The sequence below is a fragment of the Streptomyces sp. NPDC052687 genome, assembly GCF_040678395.1.
In the GTDB taxonomy this organism is placed as follows: domain Bacteria; phylum Actinomycetota; class Actinomycetes; order Streptomycetales; family Streptomycetaceae; genus Streptomyces.
In genome coordinates this window covers 28,624-45,771 of record NZ_JBFATR010000041.1, presented here as the reverse complement: position 1 = coordinate 45,771, position 17,148 = coordinate 28,624, and the positions used below count along the sequence as shown (strand labels likewise).

General features: G+C 70.6%; 16 protein-coding genes and 2 pseudogenes. All 18 read left to right on the top strand.

The genetic code is table 11. The features are described 5' to 3' along the window. Window positions 1-127: 127 nt before the first annotated feature. The 18 genes and pseudogenes from AB0K92_RS26190 (at window position 128) to AB0K92_RS26105 (ending at window position 16,958) form a co-directional block, all read left to right on the top strand. Window positions 128-1,081: a LysR family transcriptional regulator gene (locus AB0K92_RS26190; RefSeq protein ID WP_365926716.1), complete on the top strand. Its 954-nt coding sequence runs from the start codon at window positions 128-130 to the stop codon at window positions 1,079-1,081. A gap of 137 nt (window positions 1,082-1,218) precedes the next feature. Next, a pseudogene (locus AB0K92_RS26185) lies at window positions 1,219-2,875 on the top strand (RHS repeat-associated core domain-containing protein); the annotation flags it as partial. 126 nt (window positions 2,876-3,001) lie between these two features. Continuing rightward, window positions 3,002-3,655 (top strand): hypothetical protein, encoded by a 654-nt coding sequence (locus AB0K92_RS26180; RefSeq protein WP_365926697.1) that lies wholly within the window; start codon window positions 3,002-3,004, stop codon window positions 3,653-3,655. 7 nt (window positions 3,656-3,662) lie between these two features. Further along, entirely contained in the window at window positions 3,663-4,514 is an 852-nt protein-coding gene (locus AB0K92_RS26175; protein ID WP_365926695.1) for a DUF4253 domain-containing protein, read from the top strand. 86 nt (window positions 4,515-4,600) lie between these two features. Further along, on the top strand, window positions 4,601-5,431 hold the full coding sequence (nadE, locus tag AB0K92_RS26170; RefSeq protein ID WP_365926693.1) for an ammonia-dependent NAD(+) synthetase: 831 nt from the start codon (window positions 4,601-4,603) through the stop codon (window positions 5,429-5,431). An 11-nt stretch (window positions 5,432-5,442) separates the two neighbouring features. Further along, complete coding sequence (locus AB0K92_RS26165; RefSeq protein ID WP_165999247.1) at window positions 5,443-5,607, top strand: hypothetical protein; 165 nt, start codon at window positions 5,443-5,445, stop codon at window positions 5,605-5,607. Window positions 5,608-5,643: 36 nt separating this feature from the next. Continuing rightward, the gene (locus AB0K92_RS26160) at window positions 5,644-5,928 is read left to right on the top strand and encodes a hypothetical protein (RefSeq protein ID WP_365926691.1); all 285 of its coding nucleotides are present in this window, start codon (window positions 5,644-5,646) and stop codon (window positions 5,926-5,928) included. A gap of 306 nt (window positions 5,929-6,234) precedes the next feature. Further along, window positions 6,235-6,549 (top strand): WXG100 family type VII secretion target, encoded by a 315-nt coding sequence (locus AB0K92_RS26155; protein ID WP_365759493.1) that lies wholly within the window; start codon window positions 6,235-6,237, stop codon window positions 6,547-6,549. Further along, complete coding sequence (locus AB0K92_RS26150; RefSeq protein ID WP_365926689.1) at window positions 6,549-7,322, top strand: hypothetical protein; 774 nt, start codon at window positions 6,549-6,551, stop codon at window positions 7,320-7,322. Before AB0K92_RS26155 ends, AB0K92_RS26150 begins: the two co-directional genes overlap by 1 nt. Before the next feature lie 29 nt (window positions 7,323-7,351). After that, the gene (locus tag AB0K92_RS26145) at window positions 7,352-7,657 is read left to right on the top strand and encodes an RNase A-like domain-containing protein (RefSeq protein ID WP_365926687.1); all 306 of its coding nucleotides are present in this window, start codon (window positions 7,352-7,354) and stop codon (window positions 7,655-7,657) included. A gap of 12 nt (window positions 7,658-7,669) precedes the next feature. Further along, window positions 7,670-8,334: pseudogene (locus AB0K92_RS26140) on the top strand (contact-dependent growth inhibition system immunity protein). A 93-nt stretch (window positions 8,335-8,427) separates the two neighbouring features. Then, a complete protein-coding gene (locus AB0K92_RS26135) occupies window positions 8,428-9,147 on the top strand; it encodes a hypothetical protein (RefSeq protein ID WP_365926685.1) in 720 nt (239 codons plus the stop codon). Window positions 9,148-9,282: 135 nt separating this feature from the next. After that, window positions 9,283-10,713, top strand: a complete 1,431-nt coding sequence (locus tag AB0K92_RS26130; protein ID WP_365926683.1) for a nitrate/nitrite transporter — start codon at window positions 9,283-9,285, stop codon at window positions 10,711-10,713. A 98-nt stretch (window positions 10,714-10,811) separates the two neighbouring features. Then, window positions 10,812-11,987: a uroporphyrinogen-III synthase gene (locus AB0K92_RS26125; protein ID WP_365926681.1), complete on the top strand. Its 1,176-nt coding sequence runs from the start codon at window positions 10,812-10,814 to the stop codon at window positions 11,985-11,987. A 184-nt stretch (window positions 11,988-12,171) separates the two neighbouring features. Continuing rightward, window positions 12,172-12,783: an ABATE domain-containing protein gene (locus tag AB0K92_RS26120; RefSeq protein ID WP_365926679.1), complete on the top strand. Its 612-nt coding sequence runs from the start codon at window positions 12,172-12,174 to the stop codon at window positions 12,781-12,783. 277 nt (window positions 12,784-13,060) lie between these two features. Further along, complete coding sequence (locus AB0K92_RS26115) at window positions 13,061-13,585, top strand: sigma-70 family RNA polymerase sigma factor (RefSeq protein ID WP_240926208.1); 525 nt, start codon at window positions 13,061-13,063, stop codon at window positions 13,583-13,585. A gap of 50 nt (window positions 13,586-13,635) precedes the next feature. After that, window positions 13,636-14,430, top strand: a complete 795-nt coding sequence (locus AB0K92_RS26110) for a zf-HC2 domain-containing protein (RefSeq protein ID WP_365926677.1) — start codon at window positions 13,636-13,638, stop codon at window positions 14,428-14,430. Window positions 14,431-14,612: 182 nt separating this feature from the next. Then, window positions 14,613-16,958, top strand: coding sequence for a UvrD-helicase domain-containing protein (locus AB0K92_RS26105; RefSeq protein WP_365926675.1), 2,346 nt, complete (start codon window positions 14,613-14,615; stop codon window positions 16,956-16,958). The last annotated feature ends 190 nt before the right edge of the window (window positions 16,959-17,148 follow it).

The window sequence follows — 17,148 nt, the reverse complement described above, 5'->3', positions numbered from 1 at the left end:
GAGGCCGATTGACACACCCGTGTTGTAAATTCGCCCGGTGCCCGCCCGCCCCGCAGAGTCCCGCCCCGCGGAGTCCCGCCCCGCGGAGTCCCGCCCCGCGGAGTCCCGCCCCGCAGACTCCCGCTCCATAGACCCCCGCCTCCTGCGCGCCTTCGTCACCGTCGCCGAGGAACTGCACTTCACCCGCGCCGCCACCCGCCTCTACGTCGCCCAGCAGGCGCTCAGCCGTGACGTACGGCGGCTGGAACGGGAGCTGAGCGCGGAGCTGTTCGTCCGCACGACCCGCCAGGTGACCCTTACCGGCGACGGCGAGCGCCTGCTGCCGTACGCCCGCCGCGTCCTCGCCGCCCAGGACGACCTCCTCGCCGCCTTCGGCCAGGCCCGCCCCCTGCTCGTCGACCTCAACTCCGCCGGCCTCGGCACCCCGCGCCGCGTCCTGCACCGCGCCCGCGAACTCGCCCCCGAACTGGAGCTGATGGCCCGCTACGAAAGCGGTCTCACCGGCGCGGCGGAGGACCTGGTCGCGGGCCGTCTGGACGCGTCCTTCGGCCGCTACGCGGGCCTCGACCCGGCGCTGCGGCGCCAGTTGGAGCACCAGCCGGTCCGCTTCGAACCCATGGCCATCGTCCTCCCCGAACACCACCGCCTGGCCTCCCGGCAGACCGTCCCCCTGACCGAGCTGGCGGGCGAAACGGTCTACGCCGGCGCCGGAAACCCCCGCACCCCCGAGTGGACCGACCTCGCCCACCGCCTCTTCGAAGGCCGGGGCATCAAGGTGGCCCCACCGGTCCCCCTCGCCGTCGGCGACGAGGAATTCGAGCGGATCATGTCCAAGGGCGGCTATCCGGTACTCGCCGTGGTCGACTTCCCACCCCTGCGCGGCTGCGTCCTGCGCCCGCTGGTCGACCCGGTCCCCCTGTCACCCGTCTCACTGGTGTGGCGCAAGGGCCTGAACCATCCGGGCCTGAACGCGCTGCGGAGGGCGGCGGCGGAACTGGCGACGGAGGGGCAGTGGCTGCGCCGCCCGGCGGGGAGCTGGGTGCCGGGCCTGGACGTTTCGCTGGCGACGACGCCCAAGTGACACAGTGACACGCAGGAGGGGCCTCGCCCGCACAGGCGAGGCCCCCTCCCCGGCCGATCACGCCTCAGCCGATGGCGATACGGGTCTTCCATTACGTCGTGGGGCCGAACGCCCGTGGGCAGGAGACGTTCACCGAGTACGACTCGGCGTCCGGCGGAATCGGCAAGCCGGCGGACTCGATCAGGCGCACCTCGACCGGCGACTACATCAACCGCGTCAACGGTTACGACGCCGAGTACAACGTCATCCGGAGCGAGACCGTCATCCCGGCGAACTCGATGACGACGGGCCTTTCCGGCACGTACGCGTACACCTACACGTACACGCCCACAGGGAAGCCGCAGTCGGTGACTCTGCCGGAGAAGGGCGGCCTGGCGAGGGAAAAGGTCGTCACGCGCTACAACACCGACGGCCTCCCGGAGTCGACCTCGGGTCTGACCTGGTACACGTCGGACGTCACCTACTCGCCCTTCGGCGAGGCCCTGCGCACGGTCTCCGCCGCGCAGCCCTACCGCGTGTGGACGACGAACTTCATCGATCCGAGCACCGGCCGTCTCCAGCGCACCGTGGCCGACCGTGAGACGGCGACCCACCGCATCACGGACAACCGCTACTCCTACGACCTCTCCGGCACGATCACGTCCAGCATGCGCGAGCTGGTGAGCGCGAGCGGCACCAGGACGTGGGACACCCAGTGCTTCACGTACGACGCCATGGGCGAGCTGACGCACGCCTGGACGTCCAACATCACCCCTCTCGGGAACGGCACCGGCTGCAAGGCGGCAGGCGGCACCACCTGGGGCTATCGCGCCGACTACGCGCCATCCGCCGGTCCGGTCGCCGACGCGCCTGACGAGGCCACGGACGCGGCGACGCCCGACCCCAGGCTGACGCAGTCGCTCGCCGCCGCGGCGCCCGACCCGGCCACGGTCTCCACCGGTGACACCGCCTACCGCCAGTCGTTCACCTTCGACTGGATCGGCAACCGCGCGACGATGAACGGAGCACGACACCGCGGACGCGACGAAGAACGTCACCTACCGCTACGGCTACGGCAAGCAGGTCACGGGCAACGGCACGACCGCGCCCTACCTGGCCCAGCCGCACACGATGACGTCGATCGCCTCCACCCCGTCGGGCAAGGACAGCACGTACGCGTACGACGCCACGGGCAACACGAGGATCCGCGACCTGCACGACCGGGACCAGACCCTGGACTGGACGCCCGAGAACAAGCTGGACGCGATCACGGACAACGGCACCAAGACGACGTATGTTTACGACGCCGCCGGCAACCGCCTCCTGGAGAACTCACCGACCGGTTCGACCCTCTACCTGGGCGAAACGGAACTGACGACGAACAGCACGGGCACCATCACCCGGGCCTCGCGTTCCTACGGCCAGGCCGGCGCCCCCACGGTGGCCCGCACGACCACCAACGCGGCCACGACCGGCCACAAGCTGAGCGTCCTCCTCGCCGACCACCTCAACACCGCCAACACCTCGGTGGACATCGCCTCCGGCCAGGCCATCACCCGCCGCTCCTTCAAGCCGTACGGCGAGATCCGCGGCACGAAGCCGGCCAGCTGGCCCAACAAGCGCAGCTACCTGGGCACGGGCATCGACGACGCGGCGACCGGGCTGACGCACATCGGGGCGCGGGAGTACGACCAGAACTCCGGGCGGTTCCTGTCGGCGGACCCGATCATCGACCTCGCGAACCCGCTTCAGATGAACGGGTACGCCTACAGCAGCAACAGCCCGGTCACCAAGAGCGACCCCACGGGGTTGTGCCCGGAAAAGGACTGCCCGACCCGCGGAGCTGACGGGCTGAACAGGACGCCGACCCAACCTGCGTCCCCCGCGGCTCCGCCAACGTCGTAGGCCGGACAGCCGTACGAGAAGACCAAGACGTACAGCATGGCGGACCAGGCCGCGCGGTGGGCCTTCACTAGTGGCAGCGTAGCCCTGAAGCTTCGAAAGCTGCGCTTCGAACAGATCGTGAAACTGCATAAGTTTTCGTTCGGCGAGTACCTGGAGAAGGTCGACGACATCAACGATCGCTCCTGCCGGTCAGAGCCGGGGGGACGCGCGGGCTGCCGATCTCAGGGCCAGTGGACAAACAGCCAACTAGAAAAGATGGTCAACGAGGTGCTGGGTCGGATCGATGAATCCTGGACCTCAAAGAAGAAGCCGGGTCGGTTCGGGTTCAACGACGAAAAATTCGAAATAGCCTTTGATCTCGCTAAGGAGGGGAAGTCGGTTGTGGCTCGCGGGGACCATATTCCGGCGCCCGGCTCCGAGGGGGACAGGAAAACTTTCGATGCTTGGGCGGACGGGCAACGGTGGGAGTTCAAGAGCCTGGAGAGCGATCAGCGAAAGAGGATCGTCAAGGAGATCTTCAGTGCCGATGCCCAGGGTGCTGACGTAGCCTTTGTAAGGTTGCGGGTGGGTGAGAGCATGGCCCGATCGGCTGTTAACGCCGTCGTCAATTCGCAGCAGAAGGCAAATGCTCTCACAGCGATCCGCATGCAGGGTGACGGCTATGATTTCACCGTGACCTTGCGGAAGTAGGGAGAAGATGCCGGAGTTCTTGGTGCCGAACAGTGGATTCGGTGGCGAGGAGGTGAGTGCTCTCGCCGCCCGTGCCGGGGTGTCCGTTCCACCCGAGGCGGTGGTGGCCGCCGTGTCTGCGGACGGTATCCGAGCTTGTGGTTTTTCGGTGTCGCGGGCGCGAGCCTGGAGTGTCTGGCGACGGCTGCACGCGGAGCACGCCGACGGCTCCGGGTGGTACCCGGTGCTGTCACTGGTGGATCCGGTGACTCTGGTGGGGGGCTGTCCCGGGGTGACGACCGTGGCCGGCCGGGAGGCCGTGGCAGAAGCGGTCGCTCGCGACCCGGACCAGGTCATCGCCGAGGTGGTCGCCGCCTTTCGTGTGGACTGCTTCGACAAGAGCCCGGACGTGGAGACCGAGCAGGAGTGGTTGCAGGAGTTGACTCCGCGGCTTGTCGCCCCTTCACTGGCCGGGCCCATCGATGCACCAGTGCCAGGTGACCCCTGGAAGGGATTTCTGGCATGGCATGAGGACCTGTGGATGTGTCTGGTGGAGGCACGGCAGGGGTACGAGATCCCCGTTCTGCTGCAAGGACTTCCCCACACACCCAACTGGTGGGTCGAGACAGTGCGACGTGGCCTGGAGCCCGCGGACCATCTGTGCTTTCTGCGCAGCTGGCAACGGCGCTTCGGTGCCGAGCTCTTCTACATCGATGGCAGCAACGTGCGGTTGACAGTGAGCCGCCCTCCGCTCACACCGTCGGCTGCCGCGCAGGCAGCTGTCGAACGGTTCGCTTACTCAAGTGACGGCGCACCTGACATCACTGAGCTGGCCGATGGCGAGATGCGCTCCACCGTGTGGTCCTGCTGGTGGGACTGAGAGCCTCTTGTATGGCCGTCCTCTAAAGTTTCTCCGTCCCGCCAGACACTGTGGCCCCAGACTGTGGGCCCTAGTGAGGAGAAGCCGTGACCGACCCGACGCCCATAGCCCTTCAGCAGCAGATCGCCCGCGAGCTCCAGGTCAGCGAGTCCTTCGACGCTCGGGAGGAGATCGAGCGGCGGGTGGCTTTCCTGGCCGAGCGGCTGACGTCCACGGGGCTGCGGGCACTGGTGCTGGGGATCAGTGGCGGGGTGGATTCGTCGACCGCCGGGCGGCTGTGCCAGCTCGCGGTGGAGCGGGTGCGGGCCGCTGGGCACGAGGCGACGTTCTTCGCCATGCGGCTGCCGTACGGCGTACAGGCCGATGAGGCGGACGCGCAGCGGGCGCTGGAGTTCATCCGGGCGGACCGGGTGCTGACCGTCGATGTGAAGCCCGCGAGTGATGCGGCGCTGGAGGCCGTCGTGGCGGGCGGGACCGTCTTCCGGGACGCGCACCACCAGGATTTCGTGCACGGGAACATCAAGGCGCGGCAGCGGATGATCGCGCAGTACGCGGTCGCCGGTGCGGAGAACGGGCTGGTCGTTGGGACCGATCACGCCGCCGAGGCCGTGTCCGGATTCTTCACCAAGTTCGGGGACGGGGCCGCCGACGTCGTACCGCTGACCGGGCTCACCAAGCGGCGGGTGCGGGCCGTCGCCGCCGAGCTGGGCGCCCCGGACTCCCTCGTCTGGAAGACCCCGACCGCCGACCTCGAGACCCTCGACCCGGGCAAGCCCGACGAGGACGCGCTCGGTGTGACGTACGACGACATCGACGACTTCCTGGAGGGCAAGCCGGTCGCCGAGCCCGCCTTCGAGGCGATCGTGCGCCGGTACCGGCTCACCGAGCACAAGCGGCAGCTGCCGATCGCTCCCTGAGCGGCCGGGCAGTGAACGTACGCAGCGTGCTGGCCCCCATGGCCGCCGCCGGGGCTCTCGTCCTGGTGACCAGCTGCGGGAGAGTCGGCGGGTACGGCCCCGAGGAGCGGGCCATCACCGTGGACGCGGGGGACGAGTTCACCCTGGAGGTGCCGGCCAGCCCCGCGCTCGGGTAGAACTGGTACCTGGCCGAGCCCCGGCCGGACGCGGACGTGCTGGAGTACCGGGGCAAGCGGGAGGAGATCGAGGACGGCGGCGATCTCGTCGGTGGCGGCGACGGCACCCGGTTCTTCGACTTCACCGCGCGGAAGTCGGGGAAGGCGACGGTGATGCTGCTGCACTGCCCCATGGGCAGCTGCCACAGCGGCACCGAGTCGGCGACTCCGTACCCGAGCGCGTCGGCCTCCGGTACGCCCTCGATGAGTCCCTATCCGACGGCGACGAGCACACCGGACGACCGGCCGGCGTTCTTCGTCTACACGGTCACGGTGCGCTGACCCTCGGACCTCGGTGCCGGCGTTGCGACGAAACTGGTCCTCGGCTGACCGCTCTGGACGACTGTTGCGGTTCGAGTCGGTTGGGTCCAGCTTCGCGTGAGTGTCCGCAGCGTCGCAGAGCGGCAATATGCTTTCGGCGGATCGAGGTGAACATCGACAGCGAGGTCGACAAGCTGTCGACGCCGAACACGGAGACGGGGCCGGCGAGCGCGTCGGAGTCGTCGCGAAGCAGCTTTGACTTTTCCTGTCCTCTTTGCGTCGTCCGATCGAGCACGAAACACGCAAAGCGCATGAACGGGAGCCAGCATGGCTACGGGAAGCAGCGGCGACGATCACATAACCGTCTCCCTCGGCACCCTCACGGAACTCGCCGGAGACCTCGAGGACATCCTCAAGCAGCTCAACGAGCGGCTCGACGACCTCTACGACCGCGTTGTACCGGTCGTGCTGTCATGGAAGGGCGAGGCCCGAGAGGTCTTCGTTGACAAGCTCGACGAGTGGGACCGTTTGGCGCAGGATCTACAGGCCGCGCAGAAGTGGCTGCACGAGTGCGCCACTACCAGCCACGTCAACTACGCCGCCGCGCATCAGGCCGTGCTGCGGGGCTGGGGAGCGCGCTGATGGCGGGTCCGCAGCCGGCGGCGCCGGGGCCCGGCGGGCAGAACGGCACGATCGACGTCAAGCCGTCCGATCTGTTCCGGATGTCGAACGGAGTCGCCGCTCAGCAACCGCTCACTGCGCGGCTCTTCGTCGACGGCCCGATGCGCAGGATCTTGGACCTCGCAGCCCTGGTGAGGGACTCTGGGGGAGCGCTGTCCCTCGACGCCGAGCTGCGGCGTTTCATCCGGACCACACGCGCGACCGTCGCGACGGACTGGGTCTGCCCGATCGCCACCGTGACCGCGCTGCTCGACCACGCCGCCGGTCTCTGCGACAGCGACCGGGGAACCCAGCCCGAGGAATTCCGGCAGCTTCTGGAGCGGGCCGGAGCCGGAACGGACCGGGCAATGTACCTGCACTCCCTAGCGGCGAAACTCCGCGCCCTGGAACAGGACCCGCAGGACGACTACGACGAGCTTCCTCTGTCCCGCTGGGAGATCGACGTGAGATTTCCCCAGCTCTCCGGATTCGGGGTCAACTGGGTGTACGGGGGAGAATTCCCGACGCTGACAGAATCCGTGGAAGCCGCGATCGGTTCCGAACATCCCTATTGCGCCGAGTTCTTGGCCCCGCTCGCTGCGGAGGCCCAGTCAGCCCTTGTCCTCTTCCCTGGGGAGCGGGCCATGCAGGATGGCCTGTCGCCCGTCGTCGGCTGGGCGACCCCGCAGGCGCTGCGTCAGCTGCTCCAGGCCATCGACGACCACATGCGGCGGGAACACGTCGCACTGCCCTGACCCGACATCCACCAGAGGTCCCGTCCGCCATGCCGTCCGTCAACCGATCCGCCACGTATCCCGACCGGGAAACCGCCCAGTGGGCCACCCAGCAGGTCGTCACCGCCAACGAGCAGCTCATCCACCGCTGGCTCGCCCAGGGCACCCGCCCGCGTCTGACCATCGAGGCATCCTGGCCTTCGCGGCCCGAACCGGTCGGCCGGGTGCTGCTGCAGGCGATGATGCTGGCGGGGAGGGAACCCGTCGACGTGTGGGCCGCGCGAGTCGTGCTCCGGCGGGACGCCTCGGCCCCGCACGGCTTCGTCGTCCACGCCACATTCCCCGTCTATGTGTAAGGGCCCGAAACCGTGCCTCTGAGCCCTCTCGAACACGACCGCCGCTACGGCGAACTGGACCAGGTGATCCGCGCGTACACCGGGCAGCCGGCGGACGACACCCCGGATGTGCCCGGGGAGGCTCTGACGGCTTACCTCCGGCATACCTGGCACACCCGACCCTGGGCACTGGCCGTTGCCGAGCGCCAGGTGCGGGAGTACGCCGAGAATCCGCCCGGACGGCTCCGGCTGCGACTGGGCGAGTTCTACGCCATCCCCGACGTGGGCCTGCCCGAGGGTGAGATCCAGGACTGGCTGTCATCCTTGCCGACCACCTGCGGCGCAGCATCGAGAGTGGTGAGGTGCCGCCGCCCGGCTCGCCCACCACCCACTGGGAGTGGCACGCCCGCTTCCCGGAGCTGGGTCAGTTCCTCGGGGGCTGGTTTTCGCAGGACATGCCCGACGAGTTCGCGGACCATGACGAGGCCGTCGCCGATTACCGGACCGCCACCGACCCGCACGTCGTCGCCCGGCTCGTCGGCGAGCTGCACGAACTGCTCGCCCTCGATCTCGACGAGACCGGCTACGCGCTGGCCCTCGGCGAGCTGGGTATGGAGGTCGACCCTCCCGCCCCGTACACACCGAGCGGCTGGCTGACCTTTGTCGCCGACCGGCTGGTGCAACCGCTCGCACAGTAAAGGCCACCGTGTGCGTAGCGGCGCCCGTGTGGAAAACTGCCCGCGTTGCTCAAGTGAACAGAGTGACCCGGACGAGACGGGGAGTGGGTACGGGTGAGCAAGCGGCAGATACGGAAGATGCTGCGGTTGATGGCCAGCGGCGAGCCCGTGCAGGTCACCAGTGCGATGGCGTCCGTGAAGAAGCTCGCCAAGCTCGCCTTCATCGCCCAGCAGTTCGGGTACGAGTACGCCGACGTGCGCACGGGCGGGGGGCACGACAACTCGCTCACCATGCTGATCGTGCCGGACCCCAGCCCCCACGCCCGTGCCCGTGCCGCGCAGAACTGGGCTCAGTATCCGAACGCGGGGGACGGGGTGTCGCTGCCCCCGTTCGTGCCGGACGCGCTGGAGTTGCTCAAGGCACGGATCAACTTCGATCTGACCGGCAAGGGCGTCGAGAAGCGGATGGCCTTCGCGGCGGTCGGCGTCACCGTGGGGTCGGCGGTGCTCGCCGTGCAGGGCGGCTCCGGTGCGCTGCTCTGGGGCGCGATCATGTGGGTGTTCCTCATGGGCATCCTCGCGTTCGGGTTCTTCTTCAACCGGCGGCGCAACGCGAAGTTCGCGGCCCGGCTCCAGGCCGCAGGGTTCATCCCGGTCACCGATGAGGGCGGGCGGGTGCGGTACCTGCCGCCGGGTGCGCAGCTGCCGGGGCACGGGAACCCGTTCGCCCAGCCGTACGCCCCGCAGCAGTCGGCGTACCCCCAGCCGTGCGCCCCGCAGCCGCCGCCGTACCCCCACACCCCCGCCCCCTACGGGCAGCCCCCCGCCCACTGAGGCCACTGAACCTCTCATCCCGTCCCCGGCCGGGGTGAGAGCAAAGTTCCTTTCCGGTCACCCATAGCCACAGGCAGGAAACGCGCCCTCCCTACCTTCGGGATGAAGCCCAGACCGGAGTCCCGTGGAGGCGTCATGACGGCCCCTAGTCCGCCCAGTCCGACCCCGAGTACGACCCCCGCATCCCCCGCCCCCGGCAGGGGCTCGTCCCCCGGCCGAGGCGGCCGCTGGATCCGGCACTGGGATCCGGAGGACGAGACCTTCTGGAAGGAGAAAGGGGAGAAGATCGCCCGGCGGAACCTGTTCTTCTCCGTGCTCTCCGAGCACATCGGGTTCTCCGTCTGGACCATGTGGTCGGTGCTGGTGCTGTTCATGGGACCGGAGTACGGGCTGACCCCGGCCGACAAGTTCCTGCTGACCTCGGTGGTCACCCTGGTGGGAGCCGTGGTCCGGGTGCCGTACACCTTCGCCGTGGCGATCTTCGGCGGGCGGAACTGGACGGTCGTCTCCGCGGCCATGCTGCTGATCCCGACCATCGCCGCGTTCACCGTGATGGAGCCGGGGACCTCCTACTCCACCTTCCTCCTGGTCGGCCTGCTGGCCGGCGTCGGCGGCGGCAACTTCGCCTCCTCCATGACCAACATCAACGCCTTCTTCCCGATGCGGAAGAAGGGCTGGGCGCTCGGCCTCAACGCCGGCGGCGGCAACATCGGCGTGCCCGTGATCCAGCTGGCCGCGCTCGCGATCATCGGGGCCGGCGGCGGTCCCCGCGTCCTGCTCGGGATCTACATCCCGCTCATCCTCGTCGCCGCCGTCCTCGCCGCGCTCTTCATGGACAACCTGGAGAACGTGAAGAACGACACCGGGGCCGCCAAGGACGCCGCCCGCGACGGCCACACCTGGATCATGGCGTTCCTCTACATCGGCACGTTCGGGTCCTTCATCGGCTACTCCTTCGCCTTCGGCCAGGTCCTCACCAACCAGTTCGGCCGTACGCCCCTGCAGGCCGCCTATCTGACCTTCATCGGCCCGCTGCTCGGCTCGCTGATCCGCCCACTCGGCGGCTGGCTCGCCGACCGCTACGGCGGCGCCCGCATCAGCCTCTGCAACTACGTCGGCATGGGCGCCGCGACCGCCGTCCTCGTCTACGCCAGCATGCAGAAGTCGCTCGCCCTGTTCGTGCCCGTGTTCGTCGTGCTGTTCGTGCTCAGCGGCCTCGGGAACGGGTCCACCTTCAAGATGATCCCCGGCATCTTCCACGCCAAGGCCCTCGCCAAGGGGCTGCGCGGCGAGGACGCCGCGGCCTACGGGCGGCGGCTGTCGGGCGCGTCGATGGGACTGATCGGCGCGGTCGGCGCGCTCGGCGGCGTCGGCATCAACATGGCCTTCCGCCAGTCCTTCCTCTCCTACGGCTCCGGCACCGGCGCCTTCGTCGCCTTCCTGGTCTGGTACGCCGCCTGCTTCGTGGTCACCTGGTCCGTATACCTTCGCCGCCCGACCCGGTCCGAGGCCGCGACCGAGCCGGCCACCGAGCGGAAGCAGCAGCTCAGCTACGCCGAGGTATGACGTAACACCGGCGACATCGAGCCGAACCGAGCCTGTCACGCGGCGTTGACAGGCTCGGCGGCATGTAAGCGGAACGACTCGAGTGCGGGACGAGTGTGATGGACGAGCGACAGCAGCGACCGGGCGACGGGATCCAGGAGCGGGCCGGACACGGGCCGCTCGCCGGGTTCACCGTGGGGGTGACGGCCGCGCGCCGGGCCGATGAACTGGGCGCCCTGCTCCAGCGGCGCGGAGCCTCGGTCCTGCACGCCCCGGCGCTGCGGATCGTGCCGCTCGCCGACGACAGCGAGCTGCTGTCCGCCACGAAGGAACTCCTCGACCGGGTGCCGGACGTGGTGGTCGCCACCACCGCCATCGGGTTCCGGGGCTGGGTCGAGGCCGCCGACGGGTGGGGCCTGGGCGAGGCCCTGCTGGAGCGGCTGCGCGGCGTGGAGCTGCTGGCCCGCGGCCCCAAGGTCAAGGGCGCCATCCGGGCCGCCGGGCTGACCGAGGAGTGGTCACCGTCGTCGGAGTCGATGGCCGAGGTGCTGGACCGGCTGCTGGAGGAGGGCGTCGACGGGCGCCGCATCGCCGTACAGCTGCACGGGGAGCCGCTGCCCGGGTTCGTCGAGTCGCTGCGGGCCGGCGGCGCCGAGGTGATCGGGGTGCCGGTGTACCGCTGGCTGCCGCCGGAGGACCTGTCGCCCGTGGACCGGCTGCTGGACGCGGCCGTCTCCCGTGGCGTCGACGCGCTCACCTTCACCAGCGCGCCCGCCGCCCAGTCCCTGCTCAACCGCGCCGAGGAACGCGGACTGCTGCCCGAACTGCTCACCGCCCTCCACCACGACGTCCTGCCCGCCTGCGTCGGACCGGTCACCGCGCTGCCCCTCCAGGCCCACGGCGTGGACACCGTGCAGCCCGAACGGTTCCGGCTCGGCCCGCTCGTGCAGCTGCTGTGCCAGGAACTGCCCGCGCGGGCACGGGCGTTGCCGATCGCCGGGCACCGGGTGGAGATCCGCGGCCACGCGGTGCTGGTGGACGGGGAGCTGCGGCCCGTACCGCCCGCCGGGATGTCCCTGCTGCGGGCGCTGGCCCGGCGGCCGGGCTGGGTGGTCGCCCGCGCGGAACTCCTGCGCGCCCTCCCGGGCGCCGGCCGCGACGAGCACGCCGTCGAGACGGCCATGGCCCGCCTCCGCACGGCCCTCGGCGCCCCCAAACTCATCCAGACCGTCGTCAAACGCGGCTACCGCCTCGCCCTCGACCCGGCGGCCGACGCGAAGTACGCCGACACCTGAGCCGCCGCCCGCGCCAACCTTCCGGCCAAGGATTGCCGTTGCCTGAGCCGCCGCCCGCGCCGAACCCTCAGAACCACACCCCCGCCAACGCCCAAGCATGGCCGTCCCAAGGGGTTACGGAGGCGAATCCGGGCAGGCACTGTAAGAGGGAACACCCAGGTGACCCCTAGGCGGTGACAGGCGCATGGCACTGGGTACGGCCACGGACGCTCACGAGTTGCGGTTCGACGCCGGACGGCACTGTCTCGACCTGCTCGCGACGACACACCCCGGCGAACGGCTCGACTCCGTCGCGGTGCTGCGGGCCTGGATCAGCGGGGCCGGACTCGTGCCGCCGGGCACCCCGCTCGGCCACGCGGACACCACCTGGCTGCTCGGATTCCGCGAACTGCGCGCTCGTATCGACCCGTTGGTGCGCGGCGCGCTGCGGCCCGCCCGGACCGGCACGGCGTACGACCGCGCCCTCGCCCGGCTCAACGAGATCGCCCGCGCCGCGCCCCCGGCCCCGCGCGCGGTGCGCGCCGAGGACGGCACGCTGGTGCGGCGTCTGGACCGCCCGCCCGAGTGCGCCGCGCTGCTCGCGGCCGTCGCCCGGGACGCCGTGGACCTGCTCACCGACCCGGCCGCGCGGGCCTGTCTGCGCCAGTGCGCGGGCGACAACTGCCCGATCGTCTACCTCGACACCTCGCGCGGGCGGCGCCGCCGCTGGTGCTCCAGCGAGGTGTGCGGCAACCGGGTGCGGGTGGCCAGGCACCGGCGCCGCGCGGCCCTCGCCGGCGCCGCGCACGGCAAGTGACGTACACCACATCCCACGCGCCAACTCCCGCAGCGCGTGCGGGAAATGTGAAGGCCGGGCGGCGGAATTATGGCTTCATGTCCACCTCGTCGCCCCCCTCGTCACCGTCTTCGGCGCGGCACCTCACAGAAATCCGTGCCCTCGCTTTGAACACCCGGCGTCCCGCGTGCGTACCCGTCATCGAGCGACCGGCTGGGGGAACCCCCGGACATCGGAGGTGGGCGTGCGCAAGGATTCCGTCGTGGCCAAGGAACGTGGAACGAGGGCCCGACATCGCATGTCTGCGCAGCCCTCGGAGCCCGACGAGGAGCTGATGCGCGCGCTGTACGCCGAGCACGCCGGACCCCTGCTCGCCTATGTGCTGCGCCTGGTCGCCGGAGACCGGCAGCGCGCCGAGGACGTGGTGCAGGAGACGCTCATCCGTGCCTGGAAGAACGCCGGTCAGCTCAACCGAGCGACCGGTTCGGTACGCCCCTGGCTGGTGACGGTCGCCCGGCGCATCGTCATCGACGGCCACCGCAGCCGGCAGGCCCGGCCGCAGGAGGTCGACCCGTCGCCGCTGGAGGTCATCCCCGCGGAGGACGAGATCGACAAGGCGCTGTGGCTGATGACGCTGTCGGACGCGCTCGACGACCTGACCCCGGCCCACCGGGAGGTGCTGGTCGAGACGTACTTCAAAGGGCGTACCGTCAATGAGGCGGCTCAGACCCTGGGGATACCGAGCGGCACGGTGCGCTCCCGGGTGTTCTACGCGCTGCGTTCGATGAAGCTGGCACTGGAGGAGCGGGGGGTGACGGCGTGATGAGTGGATACGGGGGATACGGCGCGGGGGGTCCGGGTATGTCTGGCCCCATGCAGGGATCTCAGGGGCCCGAGGGGTCCGCGGGCCCGAACGAACACGAGACCGTCGGCGCGTACGCCCTCGGGATTCTCGACGACGCCGAAGCAACCGCTTTCGAGGCGCATCTCGCGACCTGTGAGTGGTGCGCCCAGCAGCTCGACGAGCTGGCCGGGATGGAGCCGATGCTGGCGGCGCTCGCCGACCTGCCCGCGGGCAGCGGCACGCCCGCGGTCGCCGAGTCCCTGTCCGCGAAGCCGAGCCCGAGGCTGGTGGAGAGGCTGGTCGACGAGATCGCCGAGCGCCGCGCGCAGAAGCGCCGGCGCGGTTTCTACATGGTCGCGGCGGCGGCCGCGCTGATCGTCGGCGGGCCGTTCGTCGCCGTGGCGACCAGCGGGGGCGACGACGACGGCGGTGGCGGCCGGTCCGTCACCGCCCACGCCACCAGCCCCGCCAAGGCGTCCTTCGAAGAGATCGACGACAAGGTCACCGCCACCGACCCGGGCACCCAGGTCAGCGCGACCGTCGCGCTGGAGAAGAAGGCCTGGGGCACCCACGCCGTCCTCCAGCTGAAGAACGTCAAGGGCCCCCAGAAGTGCTCGCTGATCGCCGTCGGCAAGAACGGCGAGCGCGAGACGGTCACCTCCTGGTCGGTGCCGAACTGGGGCTACGGCATCCCCGGCGCCACCACCGAGCAGGCCAAGCAGCCGCTGTACGTGCACGGCGGCGCCGCCTTCACCCCGGAGGAGATCGACCACTTCGAGGTCATGACCTTCGACGGCAAGCGGCTCGTGGAGGTCGACGCGTAGCGCCTGCCCCTGGGGCGCCCCGAGGGGGTGTGCCCCAGGGGCGCGGGGGAACTGCGCGACAAGCCACCACGAACCCGCACCCGCCGCCGGACGCAACCCCCACTTCAGCAGGCGCCCCCGTAGCAGCGGAGCCCCCTTTGGCGTACGGTGGACGGCTGCCCAGCACGTCAGAAGGGGGCCCGGTGGCCGCACAGGCTCAGCAGACTTCCGCGGTCGACTCGGTTCAGGACACCGCTCACGACTGCGCTCACGACTCCGCTCACGACTCGGGACACGACTCCGTGCGCGAGCGCGAGATCGGCGTCGAGCAGCAGCACCTCGACAGGGTCTACCGCCGCCTGGAAGAGAAGATCCACGAGGCGGAGTTCCTGATGGAGGACGCGGCCCGCCGCGGCCAGGTCGGCACGCCCGGCGCGCTCGCCGAACGCGACGCGCAGGTCTTCCGCGCGGGCGTGCACCTCAACCGGCTGAACAACGAGTTCGAGGACTTCCTGTTCGGCCGGATCGACCTGCTGCCCGGCAAGGACGGAAAGAAGGGCCCGGACGGCGCGTACACGGCTGTCGAGCCCGCCGAGGGCGCCGTACGCCCCGACAGCACCGCCGACATCGCCGAGACCCTGCACATCGGCCGCATCGGCGTCCTCGACGAGGACTACGCCCCGCTGGTCATCGACTGGCGCGCGCCCGCCGCCGCCCCCTTCTACCGCTCGACCCCGGTCGACCCTGGCCGGGTGGTACGCCGCCGGGTCATCCGCTCCAAGGGGCGCAAGGTGCTCGGCGTCGAGGACGACCTGATGCGCCCGGAGCTGAAGGCGTTCCTGGAGGGCCGGGAGCTGGCCGTCATCGGCGACGGCGCCCTGATGGCCGCCCTCGGCCGGGCCCGCAGCCACACCATGCGGGACATCGTCGCCTCCATCCAGGCCGAGCAGGACCTGGTGATCCGCGCCCCCGCCGCCTCCGTGACGTACGTCGAGGGCGGCCCGGGGACGGGCAAGACGGCCGTCGCCCTGCACCGCGCGGCCTACCTGCTCTACCAGGACCGGCGCCGGTACGCGGGCGGCATCCTCATCGTCTCGCCGACCCCGCTGCTGGTCGCCTACACCGAGGGCGTGCTGCCCTCGCTCGGCGAGGAGGGGCAGGTCGCCATCCGCGCCATCGGCTCCCTCGTCGACGGCGCCGCGGCCACGCTGTACGACTCCCCGGCGGTGGCCCGCGCCAAGGGCTCGTCCCGGATGCTGAAGGTGCTGCGCAAGGCCGCCCGCGGCGCGCTGGAGCTGAACGATTCGCCGGACCGGCTCAGGGTCGTCGCCTTCGGCCGCCGGATCGAACTGGAGGCCGAGGAGCTGGACCGGGTCCGGCGCACCGCCCTCGGCGGCACCGCCCCGGTCAACCTGCTGCGCCCGCGCGCCCGCAAGCTGATCCTGGACGCGCTGTGGGAGAAGTCGGGCGCCGCCGGCCGCCACACCGACCCGGAGCTGGCCGCCGAGCTGCGCTCCTCCTTCGACGAGGACATCACGAGTGAAGATTCCTTCACCGCTTTCCTCGACGCCTGGTGGCCCGAGCTGACCCCGGCCGCCGTCCTGGCCGCCATGGCCGACGAGAAGCGGCTCGGCCGCTGGTCGCGGCGGGTCCTCAACCCCGTCGAGGTCCGCAAGGTCGCCCGCTCGCTGAAGCGGGACGGCCACTCCGTGCACGACATCGCGCTGCTGGACGAGCTGAACGCCATCCTCGGCGCCCCGGCCCGCCCCAGGAAGCGGCGCGAGCTGGACCCGCTCGACCAGCTCACCGGCCTGGAGGAGCTGATGCCGGTGCGCGAGGAGTCGCAGCGAGAGCGCGCCGAGCGCCTGGCGCGGGAGCGGGTGGAGTACGCGCACGTCATCGTCGACGAGGCGCAGGACCTCACGCCGATGCAGTGGCGCATGGTCGGCCGCCGCGGCCGCCACGCCACCTGGACGATCGTCGGCGACCCGGCCCAGTCCTCCTGGTCCGACCCGGACGAGGCCGCCGAGGCCCGCGACGAGGCCCTGGGCTCCCGCCCGCGCCGCCGTTTCCGCCTCACCGTGAACTACCGCAACCCGGCCGAGATCGCCGAGCTGGCGGCGAAGGTGCTGGCGCTGGCGATGCCGGGCTCCGAGTCGCCGTCGGCGGTGCGCTCGACGGGCGTGCAGCCGAGGTTCACGGTCGTCGGCGAGTCGCTGGGGGAGACGGTCCGCGCGGAGGCGGCGCGGCTGCTGGAGCGGGTCGACGGCACGATCGGCGTCGTCGTCGCGATGAACCGGCGCGAGGAGGCCCGGCGCTGGCTGGCCGGGCTCGGCGACCGCGTGGTGGCCCTCGGCAGCCTGGAGGCGAAGGGCCTGGAGTACGACGCGACGGTCGTCGTCTCGCCGGCCGAGATCGCCGACGAGTCCCCGGCGGGCCTGCGCGTGCTCTACGTCGCCCTGACCCGGGCCACCCAGCAGCTCACGGTGGTCTCCGGCGAGCGGGACGAGCCGGACGCGGCCGGGGTGCCGGACCTGCTCAGGGACTGAGGGGGACACCGGGGCGCGCGGATGTTCCCCCGGTGTTCTTCCGGACGGGAATGGCCGCGCGGGATCGTTTGTTAGCCTGGGTGTGACACCGGCTCGATCCAAGCCCCCGGGCCCAACCTTCGTCCCTTCGAGGGACCACTTGCCGCGAGGCGAGCATGGCGGGTCGGTGTCATGAACGTCCGAAGAGGCC